At 62.3% G+C, this 18992-nt stretch carries 16 protein-coding genes; 10 read left to right on the top strand and 6 right to left on the bottom strand.

Going from position 1 to position 18992, the window contains the following annotated elements:
* The first annotated feature begins 15 nt into the window (after window positions 1-15).
* Entirely contained in the window at window positions 16-894 is an 879-nt protein-coding gene (locus AB4Z20_RS21125; protein WP_003205814.1) for a DMT family transporter, read from the top strand.
* 139 nt (window positions 895-1033) lie between these two features.
* Here the strand turns inward: AB4Z20_RS21125 and AB4Z20_RS21130 are convergent, their stop codons facing one another.
* Window positions 1034-2371, bottom strand: coding sequence for an MFS transporter (locus tag AB4Z20_RS21130; RefSeq protein ID WP_442090536.1), 1338 nt, complete (start codon window positions 2369-2371; stop codon window positions 1034-1036).
* A 278-nt stretch (window positions 2372-2649) separates the two neighbouring features.
* Between AB4Z20_RS21130 and quiC the strand changes: the two genes are divergently transcribed.
* Complete coding sequence (gene quiC / locus AB4Z20_RS21135; protein WP_214512879.1) at window positions 2650-4551, top strand: 3-dehydroshikimate dehydratase QuiC; 1902 nt, start codon at window positions 2650-2652, stop codon at window positions 4549-4551.
* A gap of 103 nt (window positions 4552-4654) precedes the next feature.
* On the top strand, window positions 4655-5332 hold the full coding sequence (locus AB4Z20_RS21140) for a TetR/AcrR family transcriptional regulator (RefSeq protein ID WP_024618215.1): 678 nt from the start codon (window positions 4655-4657) through the stop codon (window positions 5330-5332).
* A 127-nt stretch (window positions 5333-5459) separates the two neighbouring features.
* On the opposite strand, the gene AB4Z20_RS21145 is transcribed toward AB4Z20_RS21140, so the two are convergent.
* The 4 genes from AB4Z20_RS21145 to AB4Z20_RS21160 form a co-directional block, all read right to left on the bottom strand.
* Window positions 5460-6311 carry a shikimate dehydrogenase gene (locus tag AB4Z20_RS21145; protein WP_442090537.1) on the bottom strand — a complete coding sequence of 284 codons (852 nt, stop codon included), beginning with the start codon at window positions 6309-6311 and terminating at the stop codon, window positions 5460-5462.
* A 5-nt stretch (window positions 6312-6316) separates the two neighbouring features.
* Window positions 6317-6757, bottom strand: coding sequence for a type II 3-dehydroquinate dehydratase (gene aroQ, locus AB4Z20_RS21150; RefSeq protein WP_003205806.1), 441 nt, complete (start codon window positions 6755-6757; stop codon window positions 6317-6319).
* Window positions 6758-7006: 249 nt separating this feature from the next.
* Entirely contained in the window at window positions 7007-8086 is a 1080-nt protein-coding gene (trmA, locus tag AB4Z20_RS21155; protein WP_014340319.1) for a tRNA (uridine(54)-C5)-methyltransferase TrmA, read from the bottom strand.
* Complete coding sequence (locus tag AB4Z20_RS21160) at window positions 8083-9378, bottom strand: NCS2 family permease (protein WP_214512876.1); 1296 nt, start codon at window positions 9376-9378, stop codon at window positions 8083-8085. Before AB4Z20_RS21160 ends, trmA begins: the two co-directional genes overlap by 4 nt.
* Window positions 9379-9583: 205 nt before the next feature.
* On the opposite strand from AB4Z20_RS21160, the gene AB4Z20_RS21165 reads away from it, so the two are divergent.
* The 5 genes from AB4Z20_RS21165 (at window position 9584) to AB4Z20_RS21185 (ending at window position 14817) form a co-directional block, all read left to right on the top strand.
* Complete coding sequence (locus AB4Z20_RS21165) at window positions 9584-10039, top strand: YolA family protein (RefSeq protein WP_258689434.1); 456 nt, start codon at window positions 9584-9586, stop codon at window positions 10037-10039.
* A gap of 161 nt (window positions 10040-10200) precedes the next feature.
* Window positions 10201-10767: a DJ-1 family glyoxalase III gene (locus tag AB4Z20_RS21170; RefSeq protein WP_003205801.1), complete on the top strand. Its 567-nt coding sequence runs from the start codon at window positions 10201-10203 to the stop codon at window positions 10765-10767.
* Window positions 10768-11093: 326 nt separating this feature from the next.
* Window positions 11094-11618, top strand: a complete 525-nt coding sequence (locus tag AB4Z20_RS21175) for a (2Fe-2S)-binding protein (protein ID WP_057451874.1) — start codon at window positions 11094-11096, stop codon at window positions 11616-11618.
* Complete coding sequence (locus AB4Z20_RS21180) at window positions 11615-12616, top strand: FAD binding domain-containing protein (RefSeq protein ID WP_253469563.1); 1002 nt, start codon at window positions 11615-11617, stop codon at window positions 12614-12616. The genes AB4Z20_RS21175 and AB4Z20_RS21180 overlap by 4 nt, the downstream gene beginning before the upstream one ends.
* A complete protein-coding gene (locus AB4Z20_RS21185) occupies window positions 12616-14817 on the top strand; it encodes a xanthine dehydrogenase family protein molybdopterin-binding subunit (protein WP_253469560.1) in 2202 nt (733 codons plus the stop codon). Before AB4Z20_RS21180 ends, AB4Z20_RS21185 begins: the two co-directional genes overlap by 1 nt.
* Here AB4Z20_RS21185 and AB4Z20_RS21190 read toward each other — a convergent pair.
* A complete protein-coding gene (locus AB4Z20_RS21190; protein WP_014340310.1) occupies window positions 14814-16052 on the bottom strand; it encodes an MFS transporter in 1239 nt (412 codons plus the stop codon). The genes AB4Z20_RS21185 and AB4Z20_RS21190 overlap by 4 nt on opposite strands.
* Before the next feature lie 485 nt (window positions 16053-16537).
* On the opposite strand from AB4Z20_RS21190, the gene AB4Z20_RS21195 reads away from it, so the two are divergent.
* Window positions 16538-17974, top strand: a complete 1437-nt coding sequence (locus AB4Z20_RS21195; protein ID WP_253469558.1) for a cytochrome ubiquinol oxidase subunit I — start codon at window positions 16538-16540, stop codon at window positions 17972-17974.
* 3 nt (window positions 17975-17977) lie between these two features.
* On the top strand, window positions 17978-18985 hold the full coding sequence (gene cydB, locus AB4Z20_RS21200) for a cytochrome d ubiquinol oxidase subunit II (protein WP_018606753.1): 1008 nt from the start codon (window positions 17978-17980) through the stop codon (window positions 18983-18985).
* The last annotated feature ends 7 nt before the right edge of the window (window positions 18986-18992 follow it).

An 18992-nucleotide genomic window follows, 5' to 3' on the forward strand; every position in this document is an offset into this window, starting at 1 on the left:
ACGCAGGATTCCTACATGACCGTCAGCACTCCGCTTTCCGGCGTCAATCAGGCTTTCAAGGGCATCCTGCTTATTCTGGTGGCGACGTTTCTGTTCTCCAGTCATGACGCCTTGTCGAAATACCTCTCGGGTTTCTACCCGATCATCATGGTGGTCTGGGCACGTTACGTGGTGCACACGTTGTTGATGGCGGGTATTTTCCTGCCGCGCTCGGGGCTGCGGGTCCTGCGGACCAAGCGTCCTTTGTGGCAACTGGCCCGGGCGCTGTGCCTGCTGGGCACCAGCCTGTTCTTCACCACGGCGCTGTTGTATATCCCGCTGGCCGAGGCGACGGCGGTCAACTTTCTCGCGCCCGTGCTGGTCACCGCGTTGTCGGTGCCATTGCTGGGCGAACACGTGACGCGCGGGCAATGGATCGCGGTGATCTTCGGCTTTATCGGAGTGTTGATCATCGTCCATCCGGGCGGGGATCTGTTCACCCCGGCGGTGATATTGCCGTTCTGTTCGGCACTGTTCTTCTGTTTCTACCAACTGCTCACGCGCAAGCTCAGCGAGATCGACAGCCCGACCACCAGCAACTTCTTCGCCGGCCTGTGCAACACCTTGGTGATGAGCGCGCTGGTGCCGTTCTTCTGGCAAGTGCCGAGCCTGTTGCACGGTGCGATGATGCTGGCGCTGGGCGCCTGCGGGATGACGGCGCACCTGATGCTGACCCAGGCCTTCCGCTTTGCCGCCCCGGCGCTGCTCGCGCCGTTCGGGTATTGCCAGATCGTGTTTGCCGGGCTGCTGGGCTGGTTGTTGTTCAACCACACGCCGACGCTGACCACCGTGGTGGGCATCACCTTGATCTGCTTGAGTGGGTTGGCGGCGGCGTGGCAACAGCGGCGGGCTTAACACCGATTGTGAAGGGGGCAATTGTGGGAGCAAGGCTTGCCCGCGATGAAGACGATGCGGTCCTGAGTGAACCGAGGCGCCTTCATCGCGGGCAAGCCTTGCTCCCACAGTGGGATAAATAATCCCGGGCTGACTGGAATCAGTTTTCCAGCGTAGGCACCTTGCGCGGTGCCATGAAGTACAGCCAGGTCAGGGCAATGAAGTACATCGCCGGGATCAGGGTGAACAGCACGGTGTAGTTGTTGTTGGTGATCGTGAGGATGTGGCCCACCAGTTGAGTCATGAACATCCCGCCGATGGCCGCGCACATGCCGCCGAAGCCAAACACCGTACTCATCATGTGCTTGGGCGTGTAGTCCATGACCAGGCTCCAGATGTTGGCGGTCCAGGCCTGGTGCGCGCCTATGGCCAGGGAAATGGCGAACACCGCCATCCACAGGTTGCTTGCGCCGGCGGCCATGATCACGCCGATGATGCAGCAGGCGAACAGCAGCATGGACACCAGTCGCGCCTTGATCGGATTGAGGCCACGGCCGATCAGGAACGAAGACAGGATACCGCCGCCCACGCTGCCGAAGTCGGCGGTGAGGTAGATGATGATCAGCGGGATGCCCATCTGGGTCACGTTGATGCCCAGGTTGTACTGCTGGTTCAGGAACGGCGGCAGCCAATAGAGGTAGAACCAGAACACTGGGGCGGTGATCGAGTAGGCCAGGGCGAACGCCCAGGTGCCGCGCATGCGCAGGATGCGTGAGAACGGCACGCGGACCTGGTCCGGTTCGTCCTGGGCCTGGATGTAGTCCAGTTCCGACTGTTTGACGCTGGGATGGTCTTCGGGGTTGAAGTATTTCAGGCCCCAGAACAGCAGCCAGATCCCGCCCAATGCCGACATGCACAGGAACGCCGCCTGCCAGCCCCACACGTGCAGGATCAGTGGCAGCAGCATCGGGGTGAACATCGCGCCGACGTTGGTCCCGGCGTTGAAAATGCCAGTCGCCACGGCCCGTTCACCGGCCGGGAACCACAGCCGCGTAGTCTTCACGCAGGCCGGGTAGTTGGCAGCTTCGGTCAGGCCCAGGATAAAGCGGCAGACCATGAAGCCCACCGCCGAGGTGGCCAGGCCGTGGGCGCCGGTCGCCAGGCTCCAGAGCAGCGCGGCGCAGAAGAACACGCGCTTGACGCCGATCCGATCGATCAGCCGTCCTTGCAACACGAAGCCGACGGCGTAACCGACCTGGAACCAGAAGTTGATGTTGGCGTAGTCCATCGCCGTCCAGCTCATTTCCTTGGCCAGGATCGGCTGCATCACGCCCAGGGCGGCGCGGTCGATGTAGTTCAGGGTCGTGGCAAAAAACACCAGGGCGAGCATGCCCCAACGGGTCTTGCCCACGGCCATGGCGCCGCGGATCTTGTCGCCGATGCCGCTGGAGGAGACACCCAGGCCGGGGGCCAGGCGGGAACTTTGGGAAGGGATCATAGCGTGTACCCGTTTTTGAAATTCTTATGGTTGGTCTGGGTCTGTCCATCGAGGTCGGTCGGGCCGGCGTCAATGTGGGAACGATGGTGCGCAGTGAGCAAAAAATCGTCAATTCGGCAATGGCCATTTTGTTCGATAATCGCCCAAAAAACTAACCGGATGGTACATATTAAATTGCTGAAAGAAACCGGCAGCTCAATAATCGGCTCACTCTTTTAAAAGCATTTTCAAAAGCGGCGCAGCTTCTGTAGCCGATGCCTGTCCCGGGAGCCGAAGTCATGCAGCGTTCCATTGCCACCGTGTCCTTGAGCGGTACCTTGCCGGAAAAACTCGAAGCCATTGCCGCCGCCGGTTTTGATGGGGTGGAAATCTTCGAGAACGACCTTCTCTACTACGATGGCAGCCCTCGGGAAATCAGGCAGATGTGCGCCGACCTGGGCATTGCCATCACCTTATTCCAACCGTTTCGTGACTTTGAAGGCTGCCGCCGCGATCGCCTGTCGCGCAACCTGGAGCGGGCCGAGCGCAAGTTCGACCTGATGCAGGAACTGGGCACTGACCTGGTGCTGGTGTGCAGCAACGCCTCGGCCGACAGCGTCGGCGACGAACAGATTCTCATCGATGACCTGCGCCTGCTGGCCGAACGCGCCGGTGCGCGGGGCTTGCGGATCGGTTATGAAGCGCTGGCCTGGGGCCGGCACGTGAATACTTATCAACAGGTCTGGAACATCGTGCGCCAGGCCGATCACCCCAGCCTCGGCGTGTTGCTCGACAGCTTCCATACCTTGTCCCTCAAGGGCGATCCGAGCGCGATCGCCGAGATTCCCGGCGACAAGATCTTCTTCGTGCAAATGGCCGACGCGCCGATCCTGGCCATGGATGTCCTGGAATGGAGCCGGCATTTCCGTTGTTTCCCGGGGCAGGGCGAGTTCGACTTGCCGGGTTTCCTGGCGCCGATCATCAAGAGTGGCTACACCGGACCGCTGTCGCTGGAAATCTTCAACGACGGTTTCCGCGCCGCACCGCCACGGGCCAATGCCGCCGACGGGCTGCGCTCGCTGCTGTACCTGGAAGAAAAAACCCGTCAGCGCCTGGCTGAAGAAGCGCCCTCCATGGGCAATGCCGACATCCTGTTCGCCACGCCGCCGGCCAGCGAATACGACGGCATCGAATTCCTCGAGTTCGCCGTGGACGATAACCTCGGCGCCAAGCTCTCCCATTGGCTGGAACGGCTGGGGTTCGTCAAGGCCGGCCAGCACCGTTCCAAGAATGTCAGCCTGCTGCGCCAGGGCGATATCAACTTGATCCTCAACAGCGAACCGTACTCGTTCGCCCACAGTTTTTTCGAAGCCCACGGACCTTCGTTGTGCGCCACCGCCGTGCGCGTGAAAAACAGTGCCAGCGCCCTGGAGCGGGCCGTTGCCTACAAAGGCCAGCCTTATCGGGGGTTGGTGGGCCCCAATGAACTGGAGCTGGCGGCGGTGCGCGCACCGGACGGTAGCTTGATTTACCTGGTGGACCAGCAGGCCGACGTCTATGGCACCGATTTCAACCTGCAGCCGGGTGCGGTCATTGGGGCCGGGCTCAAGCGCATCGACCACATGGCGATGGCGCTGCCGGCCGACAGCCTCGACAGTTGGGTGCTGTTCTACAAGAGCCTGCTGGATTTCGAGGCCGATGACGAAGTGGTCCTGCCCGACCCGTATGGCCTGGTAAAAAGCCGTGCGCTGCGCAGCCGTTGCAGTTCGATCCGCTTGCCGCTGAACATTTCCGAGAACCGCAACACCGCGATCTCACACGCGCTGTCGAGTTATCGCGGCTCCGGCGTGCATCACATCGCCTTCGACTGCGATGACATCTTCGCCCAGGTCAGTCGTGCCAAAGAGGCGGGCGTACCGTTGCTGGACATCCCGCTCAATTACTACGACGACCTGGCGGCGCGTTTCGATTTCGACGATGAATTTCTCAGCGAGCTGGCGTATTTCAACGTGTTGTACGACCGTGATGCCCAGGGTGGCGAGCTGTTCCACGTCTACACCGAGCCGTTCGAAGGGCGGTTTTTCTTCGAGATCATCCAGCGCAAGAACGGTTACGTCGGTTATGGCGCCGCCAATGTCGCGGTGCGCCTGGCGGCCATGGCCAAGTCCCGCAGCGGTGGTTTGCGACACGCCAAGTTGTAGGGAAATCGTAAACGTGGCGGTAATGGGCCGTGTCGTGACTTCCTTCAGTGCACGGTGCGGCCCATAATCGCCAGCCTGTGCAGTGATGGCCGTGAGCCCCGCAATGACTATGAATCCAGAGCTTTCCGCAGCGCTCGACGAACCCGTCGTCGCGCCGCGCAAGAGTCGCAAGAACAACCCGGAGAAGACCCGGGAAAACATTCTTCAGGAAGCCATCGTCGAGTTCGTCCAGCAAGGCCTGGCCGGTGCCCGGGTCGATGCCATCGCCGAGCGCATCCACACCTCCAAGCGCATGATCTACTACTACTTCGGCAGCAAGGAGCAGTTGTACGTCGAGGTGCTGGAAAAACTCTACGGCGATATCCGCACCACTGAGAGCCGCCTGCACCTGGCGGAACTGGCCCCGGTCGACGCGATCCGGCGCCTGGTGGAGTTCACCTTCGACCACCACGATCGCAATGTGGATTTCGTGCGCATCGTCTGCATCGAGAACATCCACAACGCCGAGTACGTGAAGCAATCAGGCGCGATCAAGGCGATGACCAATACCATCCTCGATTCCCTGGGCGTGATCCTGCGGCGCGGCGCTGAAGAGGGTGTGTTCCGTGCCGGCCTCGAGCCGCTGGATGTGCATCTGCTGATCAGTTCGTTCTGTTTTTACCGCGTATCCAATCGCCAGACGTTCGGTGAGATCTTCCAGATCGACCTGTCGGATGAAGCGGTCAAGCAGCGGCATCGTGAGATGGTCTGCGAGTCGGTGTTGCGCTATCTGCAAGCCTGAAACCTTGTGGGAGCGAGCTTGCTCGCGATAGCGGTCGATCAGCCAACATCGATTGCGACTGACACACCGCCATCGCGAGCAAGCTCGCTCCCACAAGTAATTCCCCACAAGGGATTTATCACCGGCTTTAGTGGTTCATACTTTGGAAATGCGCCAGCATCCGCTGCGCATCGGGTGCCACGCCGCTGAACAATTCGAACGCCTTCACCGCCTGGAACACGGCCATGTTGCCGCCATCCAGTGTGCGGCAGCCGACCGCGCGGGCGTTGCGCAGCAGTTCGGTTTCCAGTGGGAAGTAGACGATTTCCGCGACCCACAAAGTGCCGCGCAACAGCTCGACCGGCACCGGCATGCCCGGTAGTTTTGCCATGCCCATGGGCGTGGTGTTCACCAGGCCATCGGCCTCGGCCATGGCGGTGGGCAGGTCATGCCCGGCGCGGGCGCGGCCAGCGCCGAAGTGTTGATTCAAGTTGTCGGCCAGCGCCTCGGCACGGCTGACCTCGACGTCAAAAATGCTCAGGGTTTCTACGCCTTCCATCAACAGCGCGTGGGCTACCGCCGCGCCGGCGCCACCGGCGCCCATCTGGACCACACGCTTGCGCGCCACATCCCCCAGGCCGCGACGAAAACCTTCGGCGAACCCCAGGCAGTCGGTGTTGTGGCCGATGCGCTTGCCGTCCTTGAGCACCACGGTATTGACCGCGCCGATACCACGGGCCTCGGATGACAACTCATCGAGCAGCGGGATGATCGCCTGCTTGCAGGGGAAGGTGATGTTCAGGCCGGTGAAGTCCATGCGTTCGGCGGCCGCCAGTAGATCGGCCAGGGCGCCGCTGTCGAGTTTCAGCGCATCGAGGTCGATCAGCCGATAGAGGTAACGCATGCCTTGGGCATCGCCCTCATGCTCATGCAGCGCTGGCGTGCGAGAGGCCTGGATGCCCGCGCCGATCAGGCCGGCCAGCACAGTGATATTCGACATGCTCATCAACCCTTCAACCGCTGACTGAAATGTTCAAGGGCCAGGCGATAACCATGGCTGCCAAACCCGCACATCACGCCAATGGCGACGGATGAGACGAAGGAGTGATGACGGAAGGTTTCACGGGCGTGGACGTTGGACAGGTGGACTTCGATCACCGGCACTTCGCTCGCGACCAGGGCGTCGCGGATCGCCACGGAAGTGTGGGTCCAGGCCGCCGGGTTGATGACGATACCGGCACACCGGCCGCGGGCGCCGTGAATCCAGTCCAGCAGCTCGCCTTCCTGGTTGGTCTGGCGAAACTCCACCGCCAGGCCGAACTCTTCAGCGGCGCGGCCGCACAGTGCGGAGATGTCAGCCAGGGTTTCATGGCCGTAGGTTGCCGGCTCGCGGGTGCCGAGCAGGTTCAGGTTCGGGCCGTTGAGCACCAGAACGATCGGAGGCATCGCAATTTCTCCACATTTTTATTGTTGGTGTCGGCGGGATTTCAGCCGCTGGAGATAAATTGTACTAGATGGTTAATTTGGTCAAATAAAGCAGCCGACGTCGGCCAATAAGTGTTCGATGATCGAACATGACCTTTGCCAAGAGAGGAGGGAGGGGATTATCCCCATGTAGGAGCTGCCGAAGGCTGCGATCTTTTGGAGACTCAAGTGTCTGGAGAAAGATCGCAGCCTCGTTGCACTCGTCAGCTCCTACCGCCGAGTCAACAACACCCCGGACTCCATGTGATGGGTCCAGGGAAATTGATCGAACAACGCGCAGCGCGTGATGCGGTGGGTGTCGTTCAGTTGCGCGATATTCGCGGCGAGGGTGTCCGGGTTGCAGGAGATGTACAGGATATTGTCGAAGCGCCGGGTCAGCTCGCAGGTATCCGGGTCCATGCCGGCGCGAGGCGGGTCGACGAAGACGCTGCCGAATTCGTAGCTTTTCAGGTCAATACCATGCAAGCGACGGAACGGCCGGACTTCGTTCAGGGCTTCGGTCAGCTCTTCAGCGGACAGGCGCACCAGCGTGACGTTATCCACAGCGTTTTCGCTGAGGTTGCTCAGCGCGGCGTTCACCGAGGTCTTGCTGATTTCGGTGGCCAGCACTTTGCGCACGCGGGTGGCCAGGGGCAGGGTGAAGTTGCCGTTGCCGCAGTACAACTCCAGCAGATCGTCGCTACGATCGCCCAGCGCGTCATAGGCCCAGTTGAGCATCTTCTGGTTCACCGTGCCGTTGGGCTGGGTGAAGGCGCCTTCGGGTTGGCGATAGCTGAAGGTGCGAGCGCCCACTTCGAGCTTCTCCACCACGTAGTCATGGCCGATCACTTCGCGTTTGCCCTTGGAGCGGCCAATGATGCTCACGCCCAGGTCTGCCGCCAGCTTCGAGGCCGCAGCGTGCCAGTGCTCGTCCAGCGGGCGGTGATAACACAGGGTGATCATCGCATCGCCCGCCAGGGTGGTCAGGAACTCCACCTGGAACAGCTTGTGGCTCAGGGGCGCGCTGGCTTGCCAGGCGGCCTTGAGTTGCGGCATCAACTGGTTGATGCGCAGGCTGGCGATGGGAAACTCTTCAATGAGGATCGGTGTGCGCTTGTCGTCCTGGGAGAACATTGCGTAATGCCGTTCGCCGGCCTCGCGCCAGAGACGGAATTCGGCGCGCAGGCGGAAGTGCTTCAGGGGCGAATCGAACACCGCAGGTTCTGGTGCATCGAACGGCGCCAACAGGTCACGCAAGCGGGTGACTTTGTCCTGGAGCTGAGCGGCGTAGGCCTGGGAATCAAAAGTCATGCGTTGTACCAACCCAACTTGATCACGAACAGGATCGACAGAATGACCAGCGCCGGGTTCAGCTCACGACCACGGCCAGACGCCAGTTTGATGGCGGTCCAGGCGATGAAACCGAAAGCGATGCCGTTGGCAATGGAATAGGTGAACGGCATTGCCAGGGCGGTCACTACCACTGGCGCGGCGACGGTGATGTCGTCCCAGTCGATTTCCGCCAGGCCCGAGGTCATCAGTACGGCGACGAACAACAGGGCTGGGGCGGTGGCGAAGGGCGGGACGCTGGCGGCCAGTGGCGAGAAGAACAGCGCCAGCAGGAACAGGATCGCCACGACGACGGCGGTCAGGCCGGTGCGGCCGCCGGCACTGACGCCCGCCGCCGATTCGATGTAGCTGGTGGTGGTGGAGGTGCCCAGCAGCGAACCGGCCATGGCGGCGGTGCTGTCGGCGATCAGCGCACGGCCCATCTTCGGCATGTGGCCGTCCTTGCCCATCAGCCCGGCGCGTTTGGCGACGCCGATCAGGGTGCCGGAGTTGTCGAACAGGTCGACGAACAGGAAGGCGAAGATCACGCTCACCAGGCCGATGTCCAGGGCGCCCTTGATGTCCAGTTGCAGGAAGGTCGGGGCCAGGGATGGCGGCGCGGAGATAACGCCGTTGAACGGGGTGAAGCCCATCAGGATCGAAACGATGGTGACCGCCAGGATGCCGATCAGCACCGCGCCGCGTACTTTCAAGGCTTCGAGGGCGACGATCAGGACAAAGCCGAGGGTCGCGAGGATCGGCGCCGGTTGTTTCAAGTCGCCGAGGCCGACCATGGTCGCCGGGTTTTTCACCACGATGCCGGCGTTGTTCAGGGCGATCAGCGCCAGGAACAGGCCGATGCCGGCGGCAATGGCCGAGCGCAGCGGCAGCGGGATGCTGTTGATGATCCATTCGCGGATGCGAAAGATCGACAACATGAAGAACAGCACGGCGGAGATGAACACTGCGCCCAGCGCCACTTGCCAGGTGTGGCCCATGTGCAGGACCACGGTGTAGGTAAAGAAGGCATTCAGGCCCATGCCCGGTGCGAGGGCGATCGGGTAGTTGGCGATCAGGCCCATGACCGTGGAGCCAATGGCCGCTGCCAGGCAGGTGGCGACGAACACCGCGCCCTTGTCCATGCCGGTTTCGCCGAGGATGCTCGGGTTGACAAACAGAATGTAGGCCATGGCCAGGAAGGTCGTGACGCCCGCCAGGATCTCGGTCCGCACGTTGGTGTTATGTGCCTTGAGTTGAAACAGCCTTTCCAGCATGTCTGCTCCCCGTGGCGCGCCCGGCGCCGTGAATTGTATCGACCTCAACAGCAAAGCACAGGTCGCCAGCGGCGCCCGGGAATTTTCTATGGGTCGGAAAAAGCCGCGCATCATACCAGCAGCGTAGCGTTGTGGCTGCGATCGTCGTCGATGTTTTGCCAACGCGCCAAGTGGGCCATACTGCGCGCGGTTCCGGGAGGTCTCTATGTATTGCATGAATAAAAAGCTGCTGGCGGCGGTGGGTTGCATGCTGGGTTGGTGGTTGTCCGGCCAGGCCGCCAATGCCGCGTCGGCACCGCCCTTGAGCGAGGTCAAGGTGCTCAAGGTCGAGTCGCCGGCCTGTGGCTTCGAGGACATCGTCCCGGGGCAGGCACAGACGCGTTGCGATCACAGCGGCCCGAATATCAAAGTCTACGTGCTGGAGGTCGGTTATGGCCGCCAGCCCAATGTCACCCTGGACGGCTTTGAAGTCGACGGCACCCGCTCGCCCGTGTGTGCGTACAGTAACGGCAACCTTAACGACTGCTCCGTGCGGACCAAAGTCGTCGGCTATGTGTACATCTTCGACCTGAAGGGCAAGCAAGAGGGCACCTTCAGCTTCAGCAACATCTCGATCAACGCACCGGGCAACCGGATGTCGACCCAGCTGTACATCAAGTAGCTCACCTCCTGCGTGGGAATTGCATAAACACTGTGTAGGAGCTGTCGAGCGCAGCGAGGCTGCGATCTTTCCCCTGACGCTTGAATCTCAAGCGCCTATCAAAAGATCGCAGCCTTCGGCAGCTCCTACACTACAGGCATCACCCAGTGGAGAGAGCGCCCATGATTCCTGGAACCAAGATCCCCCGAGCCCTGATAGCTGTCGCCGAGGGTGTCGACGACTTGCAGACGGTCACCCTGATCGATGTGCTGCGTCGAGCGCAGATCGAAACCGTGGTGGCGAGCATCGAAGGGCGACGGATGCTCACCTGCGCCCGCGGCACGCGCCTGACGGCCGACGGCATGCTGGTGGACGTACTCGTGCAGGATTTCGACCTGATCGTCCTGCCGGGCGGCATCATCGGCGCCCAACACCTGGCGGCCCATCAGCCGCTGCAACAACTGATCAAGGGCCAGGCCGCCACCGGACGTTTCTTCGCCGCCATCGCCGAAGCCCCTGCCCTGGCGCTACAGGCCTTTGGCGTCCTGCGCCAGCGACGCATGACCTGCCTGCCAGCGGTGAGCCAGCAACTGTCCGGTTGCAGCTTCGTCGATCAACCCGTGGTAGTAGACGGCAACTGCATCACCGCCCAAGGCTCGGCCGCCGCCCTGGCGTTTGCCTTGACGCTGGTGGAACAACTCAGCGGCAAGGGTGTGAGGAGCGTGGTGGCGGCGGAGTTGCTGGCCTGACACTCTTCAGCGGGCACCGGCCTGTGGCGAGGGAGCTTGTTCCCGTTAACTTCAATGCAATCTGACCTACCGCTATCGCGAGCAGGCTCGCTCCCACAGGGATTTATGGTGGATGCAGGACTTATTAGCACCCGAGAACCAATGTGGGAGCGAGCCTGCTCGCGATGGCGTCAGCGCATTCAACTTCAATGCGAGCGAACCCACTGAAAGCGCTGGCTTCCAACGTCAATCATTTGCCTTGAACGCTTCGCCTCACCCTGAAGTCGTACCCCTTATGACGGCGGTTTCCCAAAACGCCGCGAGTATGACCAACCGTGAGGTGTTCCATGAGCGCGACCCTGTCCGAAGCGACGCCGGCGTCCTTCGTCCGTCATCCGATCCGCCTGACACTCAATGGCCAGGTGCGTGAGTTGCAAGTGCTGGCCTGGACCACGTTGCTGGACCTGCTGCGTGAGCAACTGGACCTGGTGGGCAGCAAGAAAGGCTGCGACCACGGCCAATGCGGCGCCTGTACGGTGCTGCGCGATGGCAAGCGGATCAATGCCTGCCTGACCCTGGCGGTGATGTGCGACGGTGCCGAATTGACCACCATCGAAGGCCTGGCCGGTGATGACGCATTGCATCCCATGCAGCAGGCTTTCATCACCCATGACGCGTTCCAGTGCGGTTACTGCACGCCGGGGCAGATTTGTTCGGCGGTGGGGCTGGCCAATGAGGGCAGGGCGCAGACCCGCGCGCAAATCAGTGAACTGATGAGTGGCAACCTGTGCCGCTGCGGGGCCTACACCCACATTTGTGATGCCATCGAAGAGGCATTGCCGCTTTGCCGGCAACCGGGAGGTGATCAATGAATCCCTTCCAGTACAGCAAGCCCGACACCGTGCAGGCGGCCGTCGATTTGTCGAGCCCGGTTTCCCGCTTCATCGCCGGTGGCACCAACCTGCTGGACCTGATGAAAGAGAACCTGACCCGCCCCGAGCACCTGATCGACATTACCGGGTTGCCCCTGGCGGACCTCAGTGAAACGCCGTCTGGCGGAGTGATGATCGGGGCCTTGGTGAGCAATGCCGACCTGGCCTGGCACCCGTGGATCGAGCGCCGCTATCCGCTGCTGGCCCAGGCCATCCTGGCGGGCGCCTCGCCGCAACTGCGCAACATGGCCAGCACCGGCGGCAACCTGCTGCAACGCACCCGCTGCTATTACTTCTATGACGCGAGCGTACCGTGCAACAAACGCCGGCCCGGCAGCGGTTGCCCGGCCCGGAACGGTTTGAACCGGATCCACGCGATTTTCGGTGCCAGCGATCAATGTGTCGCCACCCATCCCTCCGATATGTGCGTGGCCTTGGCCGCTCTGGAGGCGGTGGTCCATGTCCTGGGGCGGGGCGGGGCGCGGACCATCGAGTTCGCCGACTTCCACCGCCTGCCCGGCGACGCCCCGGAGCGCGATAACCAACTGGCCGACGATGAGCTGATCACCGCCATCGAGTTGCCTGTCGCCGGTTTTGCCGAGCATAGCCACTACCTGAAGGTCCGGGACCGCGCCTCCTACGCGTTTGCGCTGGTCTCGGTGGCGGCGGCGCTGGAACTGGATGGGTCGGTGATTCGCCAGGCGCGCCTGGCCCTCGGTGGCGTGGCGCACAAACCGTGGCGCGACCGGGCCGTGGAGAGCTGGCTGGTCGGACAGACCGTCAGTCGCGAAGCCTTCGCCGTCGCCGCCGATTCACTGCTGCAAGACGCCGAGCCGTTGGCGCACAACGGCTTCAAGATCCGATTGGCGCGCCGGGCAATTATCCGCGCCTTGAGCGATGCCGCGTTGGGTTGCGCACCGCAGGGAGGACAAGCCTGATGAACGCTCCGAGCAAATCCATAGGGCAACCACTCGATCGGGTCGATGGCCTGCTCAAGGTGACGGGCCAGGCCCGTTATGCCGGCGAATACCCCGAGGACGGCTTGCTGCACGGCAGCGTCGTGTCCGGTACGGTCGCCCGTGGTCGCGTGCTGCGCATCGATGCTTCCCGCGCCCTGGCGCTGCCTGGCGTGGTCGCGGTCATCGACCACACCAACCGGCCGAGGATCGCCAGCTACGACGAACCCTACCAGGATGCCGATGCGGCGGACGGCTCGCCGTTCCGGCCGCTGTACAACGACCAGGTGCTCTACAGCGGCCAGCCCCTGGCCCTGGTGGTGGCGGAAAATCTTGAGTTGGCCCGGTATGCCGGTTCGCTGATAGACATCGAATACGCAGCCCAAGAGCATCAGACCGATCTGATAACCCTGCAAAACGACGCCCACCCAGCACCGGCTGAATTACCCAAGCCCCGTGGGAATTTTCAGGGCGAGTACGCCAGCTCCGCGCTCAGTGTGGATGTGTCCTACAGCACGCCGATTGAACACCACAACCCCATGGAGCCACATGCCTCCACCGTGCTGTATCAGCCTGACGGCAGCCTGCACATCCACGACAAGACCCAAGGTACGCAAAACGGTCAGGCCTATGTGCAAAAAGTCTTCGGGCTCGAGAAAGAGCAAGTGCGAGTGTTTGCCGCGTTTGTCGGCGGCGCCTTCGGTTCCGGGTTGCGCCCGCAATATCAATTGCCGTTGGCCGTGATGGCGGCACTGGCCCTCAAGCGTTCCGTGCGGGTCAGCCTGACGCGCCAGCAGATGTTTACCTTTGGCTATCGGCCGCGAACCCTCCAGCGCGTGCAACTGGGGGCGGCGGCCAACGGTCGCTTGCTGGCCGTGGCGCACAGCGCCGTCGGCCAGACCTCGCGCTTCGAGGATTTCACCGAGCATGTGGTGGAGTGGAGCGGCATGCTCTATCACTGCGACAACGTCGAGTTGACTTACAAACTGGTACCACTGGACGTCTACACGCCTTTGGACATGCGCGCACCCGGTGCCGCCCTCGGCTTGATCGGCCTGGAGTGCGCCATGGATGAACTGGCCTGTGCCCTGGCGATCGATCCGGTCCAATTGCGGTTGATCAACTACGCCGAACGCAACGAGAACGAAGGCAAGCCGTATTCCAGCAAGGAACTGCGTGAGTGTTATGCCCAAGGTGCCCGTCGTTTCGGCTGGGACAAGCGCAACCCGGAACCGCGCAGCATGCGTGAAGGCCGGCAACTGGTGGGTTGGGGCATGGCCGGTGGTGTGTGGGAGGCCATGCAGCAGAAGGCCAGCGCCCAGGCGTCATTGGATACCAATGGCAAGCTGACCGTCAGCAGCGCCACCACTGACATCGGCACCGGGACCTACACGGTCATGACCCAGATCGCCGCCGAGGCGTCAGGCGTTTCCCTTGAGGACGTCACGTTTGTCCTGGGGGATTCGTCGTTGCCCACCGCGCCGCTGCAGGGCGGCTCGTTCACCGTATCGTCGGTGGGCACCGCTGTGCAGCAGGCCTGTGAAGCGCTGAAGGAAAAACTCCTGGCCGTGGCTCGCCAGGCGTGTCCTGCCTTCAGTGGCGCGACCCTTGAGCAAGTGACGTTCATGGAGGGGCAGTTACGGCTGGGCGAAGCGAGTGTTGCATTAGCGGAGCTGGCGCACAAAAGCGGCGAGACGCCGTTGCAAGCCCAGGTCACTGCCGAGCCGGATGCAAAACGCCAGGCCTACGCCACGGCCACTCACTCGGCGGTGTTCGTCGAAGTGCGAGTGGATGAAGACCTGGGGACGGTGAAGGTCAACCGAGTGGTCAGCGCCATCGCCGCCGGCCGGGTCGTCAACCCGAAAACCGCCCGCAGCCAGATTCTCGGTGGCGTGGTGTGGGGCGTCGGCATGGCCTTGCACGAAGAAACCCTGACGGACCACGCCCTGGGTCGCCACATGAATCACAACCTGGCCGAGTATCACCTGCCGGTTAACGCCGACATTGGCGACATTGAGGTGATTTTCGTCGAGGAACATGACGAGATCGTCAATGCGCTCGGGTCCAAGGGCGTGGGTGAAATTGGCATCGTCGGAGTGGCTGCGGCGGTGGCCAATGCGATTTACCATGCCACCGGCAAGCGGGTGCGGGACTTTCCCATCACCCTCGACAAGCTGCTCTAGGCTTTTGCTTCATCCACCGGTTCGTGCATCCGGTCACGGTTGGCCAGGGTCGGGAACAGTTTGATCCAGGTTCCGGTGACCAGCAGCGTGCCGACGCCGCCCATGACCACCGCCGGCACGGTGCCGAACCAGTGGGCGGTGAGGCCGGACTCGAACTCGCCCAACTGGTTCGAGGCGCCGATGAACAGCCCGTTCACCGCGCTGACCCGACCGCGCATTTCATCCGGTGTTTCCAGCTGTACGAAGGAGGCGCGGATCACCATGCTGATCATGTCCGCCGCGCCCAGCACCACCAGCACCGCCAGGGAAAACCAGAACGAGGTGGAGAGGCCGAATGCAATGGTGGCGACGCCAAACACGCCCACCGCCGTGAACATCACCCGGCCGACCTTGCGCTCCACGGCAAACCGCGCCAGCCACAGCGACATCAGCAAGGCCCCGACCGCCGGTGCCGAGCGCAACAGGCCCAGGCCCCAGGGGCCGGTGAGCAGGATGTCCTTGGCAAACACCGGCAGCAACGCCGTCGCGCCGCCGAGCAACACCGCGAACAGGTCCAGGGAGATCGCCCCGAGAATGTCCGGGCGACTGCGGATGAAGCGAATCCCGGCCAGCAACGAATCCAGCGTCGCCTTGCCTTTGTTCAGCGGCGTCTGCCGGGCGGGCAGGTTGAGCATCAGGCCGCAGGCGATGAGGTAAAGCAGCACCGTCGGCCCGTAGACCCAGACACTGCCGAAGGCGTAGAGCAAGCCGCCGAGCGCCGGGGCGACGATGGTGGCCGACTGCTGGGCCGATTGCGCGGCGGCCACGGCACGGGGAAACAGCGCAGCCGGCACGATGCTCGGCAGCAGCGCCTGGGTGGTCGGCATTTCGAAGGAGCGGGCGGCGCCCAGCAGGAAAGCGAGGATGAAGATCATCTCCCGCGTGACGTTGTCAGTGGCGCTGCCGATCACCAGTGCCAGGGCAATCATCGCCTGCAATGACTGGCAGATGGCCGCCACCTTGCGCCGGTCATAGCGGTCGGCCACATGCCCGGTGTGGAGCATGAACAGCACGCGCGGGGCAAATTCCACCAACCCCACCAGGCCAAGGTCCAGGACGTTGCCGGTCAGTTGATAGAGGTTCCAGCCGATGGCCACGGTGAGCATCTGGAAGCCGCTGGCGGTGAATATCCGGGCCAGCCAGAAGGCGATGAAGGGACGATGGTGACGGAGCAGCAGCGGCGCTTGGCTGGGCATCTATGACGGGTCCGGTGATGAAGGCTTCGAGATTATCACCGAGCTGTAACCGGAAGTTGCGATGGCTGGAAAAATAGTTAGCCAGACATCGATTTCAAGCTGACGCGGGCTTTTGTGGCGAGGGAGCTTGCTCCCGCTCGGTTGCGCAGCGACCGCAAAATCTTGGGGGCCGCTGCGCAGCCCAGCGGGAGCAAGCTCCCTCGCCACAGGGGATTGCGTGCATTTAGAGCGCTATTGCGACACTGAGACAACCTGTCACGCGACAAACGACCACGCCGTTCATCGACGAGAATGCGGCTACTCTTTGATCATTGCTTGATCCAGATCAACACCTTCCAGGGCGTTGGGCTGGCGGCCACCCGGCCAGAGTCCTGCGTTGTGACGGTTTTAAAAAAGAACGATTTGAAAAGCATCGCACTCCATATCCCTGGGGATAGTGATGCAGGCCCCGCCCGCAGCCGGTTTTACCTGACAGAGGAAGACTTATGTTCGGTTTGGAGGCGCTCGATCTCGCCCGAATCCAGTTCGCGTTCACCATCTCGTTCCACATCCTGTTCCCGGCCATCACCATTGGCCTGGCGAGTTACCTGGCGGTACTCGAAGGCTTGTGGCTCAAGACTCGCGATGACACCTACCGCGACCTGTACCACTTCTGGTCGAAGATCTTTGCCGTCAACTTCGGCATGGGGGTGGTGTCCGGGTTGGTCATGGCCTATCAGTTCGGGACCAACTGGAGTCGTTTCTCTGACTTCGCCGGTGCGGTGACCGGGCCGTTGCTGACCTACGAGGTGCTCACGGCGTTTTTCCTCGAGGCGGGTTTCCTGGGCGTGATGTTGTTCGGCTGGAATCGCGTCGGCCGCGGGCTGCATTTCTTTTCCACGGTCATGGTGGCGATCGGCACCCTGATCTCGACCTTCTGGATCCTGTCCTCCAACAGCTGGATGCAAACCCCCCAGGGTTACGAAATCATCGACGGCCGGGTGATCCCGGTGGACTGGCTGGCGGTGGTGTTCAACCCCTCGTTCCCTTATCGATTGCTGCACATGTCCACCGCTGCGTTCGTCGCCACGGCGTTCTTCGTCGGCTCGTCGGCGGCCTGGCATTTACTGCGCGGCCGCGATACCCCGGCCATCCGCCGGATGCTGTCGATGGCGATGTGGATGGCCTTGCTGGTGGCGCCGATACAGGCGGTCATCGGCGATTTCCATGGCCTGAACACCCTCAAGCATCAACCGGCGAAAATCGCCGCCATCGAAGGCCACTGGGAAAACGTCGGCAATGAACCGACCCCGCTGATCCTGTTCGGTCTGCCAGACATGAAGGCAGAGAAGACCAGATACGCCGTGGAAATTCCTTACTTGGGCAGCCTGATCCTGACCCACAGCCTGGACAAGCAGGTGCCGGCCCTCAAGGAGTTCCCGCCCGAGGACCGACCGAACTCGACCATCGTGTTCTGGTCGTTCCGGGTCATGGTCGGCCTCGGCTTGCTGATGATTTTCACTGGGCTGTGCAGCCTGTGGCTGCGCCGCAACGATCGAATCTATCAATCCCGGCCGTTCCTCTACATGGTGCTGTGGATGGGGCCGTCCGGACTGGTCGCGATCCTGGCCGGCTGGTTTACCACGGAGATCGGCCGCCAGCCGTGGGTGGTCTATGGCCTGATGCGCACGGCCGATGCCTCGTCCGGCCACAGCTTCGCTCAGATGAGCATCACCCTGGTGCTGTTCGTCGTGGTGTATTTCGCGCTGTTCGGTGCGGGCCTGAGCTACATGATGCGCCTGGTGCGCAAGGGGCCGGAGGCCCACGAAGCCGAGCCGAGCGACGGTGGCCCGGGCCAGAAACGTACGCCGGCGCGGCCATTGTCGGCCGCCGATGACGGCGACGATGTGGACCACAACGACCGCTCGAACAAGGGGAATTGAGTCATGGGTATTGATCTTCCGCTGATCTGGGCCGTGGTCATCATCTTCGGCATCATGATGTACGTGATCATGGACGGCTTCGACCTGGGGATCGGCATTCTCTTCCCCTTCGTCAAGGGCGAGCGCGACCGCGACGTGATGATGAACACCGTGGCACCGGTCTGGGACGGTAACGAAACCTGGCTGGTGCTGGGCGGTGCCGGGCTGTTCGGAGCGTTTCCACTGGCTTATTCGGTGGTGCTCTCGGCGCTGTACCTGCCGTTGATCCTGATGCTCATCGGCCTGATCTTCCGCGGCGTGGCCTTCGAATTCCGCTTCAAGGCCAAGGCTGAGAAGCGTCACCTCTGGGACAAGGCATTCATTGGTGGCTCGCTGACGGCCACCTTCTTCCAGGGTGTGGCGCTGGGGGCGTTCATCGACGGCTTCGAGGTAGTCAATCGCCAGTTTGCCGGCGGCTCCCTGGACTGGTTCACGCCATTCACGATGTTCTGTGGCCTGGCGTTGATCGCCGCCTACGCGCTGCTCGGCTGCACCTGGCTGATCATGAAGACCGAGGGCAAGTTGCAAGAGCAGATGCATGATCTGGCCCGCCCGCTGGCGTTCGTGGTGCTGGCGGTGATCGGCATCGTCAGCATCTGGACCCCGCTGGCCCATGCGGACATCGCGGCCCGCTGGTTCACCTTGCCGAACCTGTTCTGGTTCCTGCCGGTGCCGATCCTGGTGCTGGTGACCATGTACGGATTGTTCCGTGCCGTGGCGCGCAACGCCAATTACACGCCCTTCATCCTGACCCTGGTGCTGATCTTCCTCGGCTACAGCGGCTTGGGCATCAGCCTGTGGCCGAACATTGTGCCGCCGTCCATCTCGATCTGGGACGCCTCGTCACCGCCCCAGAGCCAGGGTTTCATGCTGGTAGGCACGCTGTTCATCATTCCGTTGATCCTGGTGTACACCTTCTGGAGCTACTACGTGTTCCGCGGCAAGGTGACCCACGACGACGGCTACCATTGAGGGCGTC

This window comes from Pseudomonas sp. KB_12 (assembly GCF_052114545.1).
In the GTDB taxonomy this organism is placed as follows: Bacteria; Pseudomonadota; Gammaproteobacteria; order Pseudomonadales; family Pseudomonadaceae; genus Aquipseudomonas; species Aquipseudomonas brassicacearum.

Bases quoted from the DNA above. Each gene is read 5' to 3' on its own strand.
- AB4Z20_RS21125 (WP_003205814.1), top strand. From the start codon at position 16: ATGACCGTCAGCACTCCGCTTTCCGGCGTCAATCAGGCTTTCAAGGGC.
- AB4Z20_RS21130 (WP_442090536.1), bottom strand. From the start codon at position 2,371: ATGATCCCTTCCCAAAGTTCCCGCCTGGCCCCCGGCCTGGGTGTCTCC.
- quiC (WP_214512879.1), top strand. From the start codon at position 2,650: ATGCAGCGTTCCATTGCCACCGTGTCCTTGAGCGGTACCTTGCCGGAA.
- AB4Z20_RS21140 (WP_024618215.1), top strand. From the start codon at position 4,655: ATGACTATGAATCCAGAGCTTTCCGCAGCGCTCGACGAACCCGTCGTC.
- AB4Z20_RS21145 (WP_442090537.1), bottom strand. From the start codon at position 6,311: ATGTCGAATATCACTGTGCTGGCCGGCCTGATCGGCGCGGGCATCCAG.
- aroQ (WP_003205806.1), bottom strand. From the start codon at position 6,757: ATGCCTCCGATCGTTCTGGTGCTCAACGGCCCGAACCTGAACCTGCTC.
- trmA (WP_014340319.1), bottom strand. From the start codon at position 8,086: ATGACTTTTGATTCCCAGGCCTACGCCGCTCAGCTCCAGGACAAAGTC.
- AB4Z20_RS21160 (WP_214512876.1), bottom strand. From the start codon at position 9,378: ATGCTGGAAAGGCTGTTTCAACTCAAGGCACATAACACCAACGTGCGG.
- AB4Z20_RS21165 (WP_258689434.1), top strand. From the start codon at position 9,584: ATGTATTGCATGAATAAAAAGCTGCTGGCGGCGGTGGGTTGCATGCTG.
- AB4Z20_RS21170 (WP_003205801.1), top strand. From the start codon at position 10,201: ATGATTCCTGGAACCAAGATCCCCCGAGCCCTGATAGCTGTCGCCGAG.
- AB4Z20_RS21175 (WP_057451874.1), top strand. From the start codon at position 11,094: ATGAGCGCGACCCTGTCCGAAGCGACGCCGGCGTCCTTCGTCCGTCAT.
- AB4Z20_RS21180 (WP_253469563.1), top strand. From the start codon at position 11,615: ATGAATCCCTTCCAGTACAGCAAGCCCGACACCGTGCAGGCGGCCGTC.
- AB4Z20_RS21185 (WP_253469560.1), top strand. From the start codon at position 12,616: ATGAACGCTCCGAGCAAATCCATAGGGCAACCACTCGATCGGGTCGAT.
- AB4Z20_RS21190 (WP_014340310.1), bottom strand. From the start codon at position 16,052: ATGCCCAGCCAAGCGCCGCTGCTGCTCCGTCACCATCGTCCCTTCATC.
- AB4Z20_RS21195 (WP_253469558.1), top strand. From the start codon at position 16,538: ATGTTCGGTTTGGAGGCGCTCGATCTCGCCCGAATCCAGTTCGCGTTC.
- cydB (WP_018606753.1), top strand. From the start codon at position 17,978: ATGGGTATTGATCTTCCGCTGATCTGGGCCGTGGTCATCATCTTCGGC.